This window comes from Lutibacter sp. (genome assembly GCF_040883305.1).
In the GTDB taxonomy this organism is placed as follows: Bacteria; Bacteroidota; Bacteroidia; order Flavobacteriales; family Flavobacteriaceae; genus Lutibacter.
Genome location: NZ_JBFLKT010000017.1, coordinates 1 through 4880 on the forward strand (window position 1 = coordinate 1; position 4880 = coordinate 4880).

Genomic DNA, 4880 nt, shown 5'->3' on the forward strand with positions numbered 1-4880 from the left:
AACACAAAATAAACAACCTACGGCAACAGGTTTTGGTCAAAATGAAATTTTTAATGGCCAAAATAGACAAGGGGGAGCTATGATAACATATAGCAAAACCAATCCTCAAACAAAAAAAACGACAATAAAAACTGATAAAAAGAAGAAAGGTTCTGAAACAACTGCTTCAAAAGGAGAAAAACCACCAATAACGTTCGACTCCATTATTTTTGAAGTTTTTAATGATAAAAATGAATTAATACGCACTATAAAACAAAAAGCTCCAAAAGAAAACGGAGTGCATAGAATGTATTGGTATATGAATGAAAAAGGGAAACAAAGACCTTCCAGAAGAAAACCACGTGAAAATGCTTCGGAACCAGGAGGCGTATCAGTAATGCCCGGGAACTATAAAATAAAACTTCATTACGGAAATGAAACAGCTACAGAAAAAATAGCTATTGCTTATGACCCAAGAGTTGAAATGCCTTTTGAAGTTTTAAAAAATAAATACGATCTTTTAAAACAACTAGAAAATAAAATGGATGTTGCAGCAAAAGCAACACAGCATTTATTAGCATCAAAAGAAATTCTTGAAGATTATCAAAAACGTATTAAAGCTCAAAAGAAACAAAAAAAATATGAAGATATTTTGAAATCTCACACAGAAATAATGAAAAAAATTGATGGTTTACTGGACGATATGTTCGGAAAAGAAGACAAACGCCAAGGAATTACTGCTACTGAGTTCCCAAGTACAATTTCTTATTTATATAAAGCCAGAAGGTATGTGAGTTCTTTATTACAAAACCCTGGACAAACAGAAATCAATTTGGTAAAAAATGCTGATGAAAAGGTAAGTGCAGTAATTTTCAAAATTAATGAATTTTATAAAACAGATTGGTTAAATTATAAAAACAGTGTTGAAAACTTAAAGCTTTCTCCTTTTGAAGAAATTAAAGAACTTGAATATAAATAATCACATAGAATAGAAATTGCTTACAAACAATATAACCAATCAAATAGAGTAAAATCTCAAAGAACCCTACTCTATTTGATTGAATTCCAACCTTGTGCAGTTAGCTCTATTTGCTGCCCAGCTCTTGTGACTAAATTTATACCTTGACTTTTATCAGTAATATGTCCTATTACCGTAAAATGTGGATTTCCTTTAATTTTTGGAAAATCTTCCTGAGAAATTGTAAATAACAATTCGTAATCTTCACCTCCACTTAGCGCAATAGTTGTACTATTTAAATCAAATTCTTCGCAAGTTGCAATAACTTGAGGATCTAGTGGTATTTTTTCTTCGTATAAACTACACCCAACTTTAGATTGGTCGCAAATATGTAAAATTTCAGAGGAAAGTCCATCTGAAATATCAATCATAGCAGTTGGTTTTACATCTAAATCTTGTAATAATTTAACTATGTCTTTTCTTGCTTCTGGTTTTAATTGTCTTTCAATTAAATATGAATAATTTGTTAAATCTGGTTGAGAATTTGGATTTACTTCAAAAACCTGTTTTTCTCTTTCCAGCACTTGTAATCCTAGATATGCAGCACCTAAATCGCCTGTTACAACCAATAAATCATTTGGTTTTGCCATATTTCTATACACCACATCTGCTGCTTTAGCTTCACCAATTGCAGTTATACTAATGAGTAAACCAGTAACTGAAGAGGTAGTGTCGCCACCCACCAAATCTATCGTGTAATTCTTACAAGCCAAATGAATTCCTTCGTACAATTCTTCAATTGCTTCTAATGGAAAACGGTTAGAAACCGCAATTGAAACTGTTATTTGCGAAGCGGCTCCATTCATTGCATAAACATCGGATAAATTTGCCATTACCGCTTTGTAGCCCAAGTGTTTTAAGGGCATATAACTTAAATCAAAATGCACACCTTCAATCAATAAATCGGTTGTAACTAACACTTGTTTATTTTTAAAGTCCAAAACAGCAGCATCATCACCCACTCCTTTAATTGTAGTGGTATGTGCTATTTTAAAGTTTTGAGTTAAGTGCTTTATGAGCCCAAATTCACCTAATTCTGCTAAACTTGTACGCGCTTGGTTTTTATCTTCTATCATTTTGCAAAGATAAATCTTTATAGGAAATAGCAATTACACTATCAATTTTATTCATATTAAAAAAATACTATAAATCATTTTTTGTACCTATATTTGCACTAATTTAGAATTAATCTATATAAGCAATATGATAAAAGTTTCAGATATAGCAAAAAAGAAAGTTGTAGAGCTTATGACTGATGATGGCTTTAACCCACAGGTTGATTTTGTGAGAGTTGGGGTTAAAAGCGGTGGATGCTCAGGACTTTCTTACGATTTAAAATTTGATAAAGAAAACCAAAGTGAAGACAAGGTTTTTGAAGATAATGGTGTGAAAATTATTGTTGACAAAAAAAGTTTTCTGTATTTAGTTGGTACAACATTAGAATATTCTGGTGGTTTAAACGGTACTGGTTTTGTGTTTAATAATCCAAATGCACAACGTACTTGTGGATGTGGAGAATCATTTTCACTTTAGTGAAAAATGATTAAAAATTGAAAAGTTGAAGGGTTAGAAATTTTGACCGAATGGCATACCTGCGAAGGCACGTATCCATATCAAGCAACTATAAATGTAGTTTGTAAATTAGTTGGCTCAGTTTTATTTTACATGATTGGTTTAGATTCCTGTTTTCACAGGAATGACAATTTGCAAACACAAATTCAACTTTAAATAATGAATATTGAAATAGATTGATTTAATTTTTCAATCTTTAAATTAATAAAATGAACAAGTTTACTGAAGACGATTTAAAAAAAGAACTCGAAACAAAAGAGTACGAATACGGTTTTTATACTGATATTGAAGCTGATAAATTTCCTGTTGGTTTAAATGAAGAAGTTGTAATCGCAATTTCTAAAAAGAAAAATGAACCTGAATGGATGACTTTATGGCGTTTGGAAGCTTTTAAAGTATGGAAAGAAATGAAGGAACCAGATTGGGCAAATGTTAATTATGAAAAACCAAAATTTCAAGACATTAGCTACTACTCTGCTCCAATTCAAAAACCGAAATTAGACAGTTTAGACCAAGTTGATCCTGAATTGCTAAAAACGTTTGAAAAACTTGGAATTTCTATAGATGAACAAAAACGTTTATCAAATGTAGCGGTTGATATTGTAATTGATTCCGTTTCGGTTGCAACATCTTTCAAAAAAACATTAAAGGAAAAAGGTATTATTTTTATGCCAATTTCTGAAGCCATTCAAGAACACCCAGAATTGGTGCGAAAATATTTAGGAACTATTGTTCCTACTACCGATAATTTTTACGCAGCTTTAAATTCTGCTGTTTTTTCCGATGGATCTTTCTGTTATATTCCAAAAGGAGTAACCTGTCCTATGGAACTTTCAACATATTTTAGAATTAATGAAGGTGGAACAGGGCAATTTGAACGCACATTAGTTATTGCAGATGAAGGCAGTTTTGTAAGTTATTTAGAAGGATGTACAGCTCCTGCACGTGATGAAAATCAGTTACACGCCGCAGTTGTTGAATTAATTGCTTTAGACGATGCGGAAATAAAATATTCAACTGTTCAAAACTGGTTCCCTGGTGATGCTGAAGGAAAAGGTGGTGTTTACAACTTTGTAACTAAAAGGGGTTTATGCGAAAAAAACGCAAAGATTTCTTGGACTCAAGTTGAAACTGGAAGTGCTGTTACTTGGAAATATCCGAGTTGTATCTTAAAAGGAGACAACTCTGTTGGAGAATTTTACTCAATTGCCGTTACCAATAATTACCAACAAGCAGATACTGGTACAAAAATGATTCATTTAGGAAACAATACTAAAAGTACTATTATTTCTAAAGGAATTTCAGCAGGACATTCACAAAATTCGTACAGAGGTTTGGTGCAAATTGGCGCAAGAGCAAAAAATGCACGTAACTTTTCGCAATGTGATTCCCTTTTAATGGGAGATTTATGTGGAGCACATACATTTCCATATATTGAAGTTAAAAATAAAACTGCTCAAGTAGAACACGAAGCAACGACAAGTAAAATTGGAGAAGATCAACTTTTTTATTGCAATCAGCGTGGTATTGATACTGAAAAAGCAATTGCATTAATTGTAAATGGTTTTAGTAAAGAAGTATTAAATAAATTACCAATGGAATTTGCCGTTGAAGCTCAAAAATTATTAGAAATAAGTTTAGAAGGTTCTGTAGGATAATCTACCTACCACCTAATGAATATAAAAGTTGAAGAAACTATTACACTTTTCAACTATTAAACTATTAAACGAATATTGAAAATGTTAAAAGTAAAAAATTTACACGCAAGTATTAACGATAAGGAGATTTTAAGAGGTATAAATCTCGAGATAAAAGCTGGTGAAGTACACGCTATTATGGGACCAAATGGTTCTGGGAAAAGCACACTTTCAGCAGTTATTGCCGGAAAAGAAGAATTCGAAGTTACCGAAGGTTCTGTAATTTTAAATAATGAAGATTTAGAAGATATGGCTCCTGAAGAAAGAGCACACAAAGGTATTTTCTTATCATTTCAATATCCTGTTGAAATTCCTGGCGTTACGGTTACAAATTTTATAAAAACCGCTATTAACGAAACTCGTAAAGCAAAAGGTTTACAAGATTTACCGGCAAAAGACATGTTAAAGTTAATCCGTGAAAAAGCAGATTTACTAGAAATTGATCGTAAATTTTTATCGCGTTCTTTAAATGAAGGTTTTTCAGGAGGAGAAAAAAAACGTAACGAAATTTTTCAAATGGCAATGTTAGAGCCTAAACTTGCAATTTTAGATGAAACAGATTCTGGTTTAGATATTGATGCGTTAAAGGTTGTTGCAAATGGTGTAAACAAACT

4 protein-coding genes and 1 pseudogene are annotated in these 4880 nt (G+C 31.8%); 4 read left to right on the plus strand and 1 reads right to left on the minus strand.

The features are described from left to right. Positions 1–958: pseudogene (locus AB1Z17_RS00485) on the plus strand (hypothetical protein); the annotation flags it as partial. A gap of 71 nt (positions 959–1029) precedes the next feature. Here AB1Z17_RS00485 and thiL read toward each other — a convergent pair. Beyond that, positions 1030–2073, minus strand: a complete 1044-nt coding sequence (gene thiL / locus AB1Z17_RS00490; RefSeq protein ID WP_368049832.1) for a thiamine-phosphate kinase — start codon at positions 2071–2073, stop codon at positions 1030–1032. Between the two features lie 127 nt (positions 2074–2200). Between thiL and AB1Z17_RS00495 the strand changes: the two genes are divergently transcribed. From AB1Z17_RS00495 to sufC, 3 genes are all read left to right on the plus strand, one after another. Continuing rightward, positions 2201–2530 (plus strand): HesB/IscA family protein, encoded by a 330-nt coding sequence (locus AB1Z17_RS00495; protein WP_368049833.1) that lies wholly within the window; start codon positions 2201–2203, stop codon positions 2528–2530. 248 nt (positions 2531–2778) lie between these two features. Beyond that, positions 2779–4227 (plus strand): Fe-S cluster assembly protein SufB, encoded by a 1449-nt coding sequence (sufB, locus tag AB1Z17_RS00500; RefSeq protein ID WP_368049834.1) that lies wholly within the window; start codon positions 2779–2781, stop codon positions 4225–4227. Between the two features lie 81 nt (positions 4228–4308). Continuing rightward, on the plus strand, positions 4309–4880 hold a 572-nt coding region (sufC, locus tag AB1Z17_RS00505), incomplete at its 3' end, for a Fe-S cluster assembly ATPase SufC (RefSeq protein ID WP_368049835.1).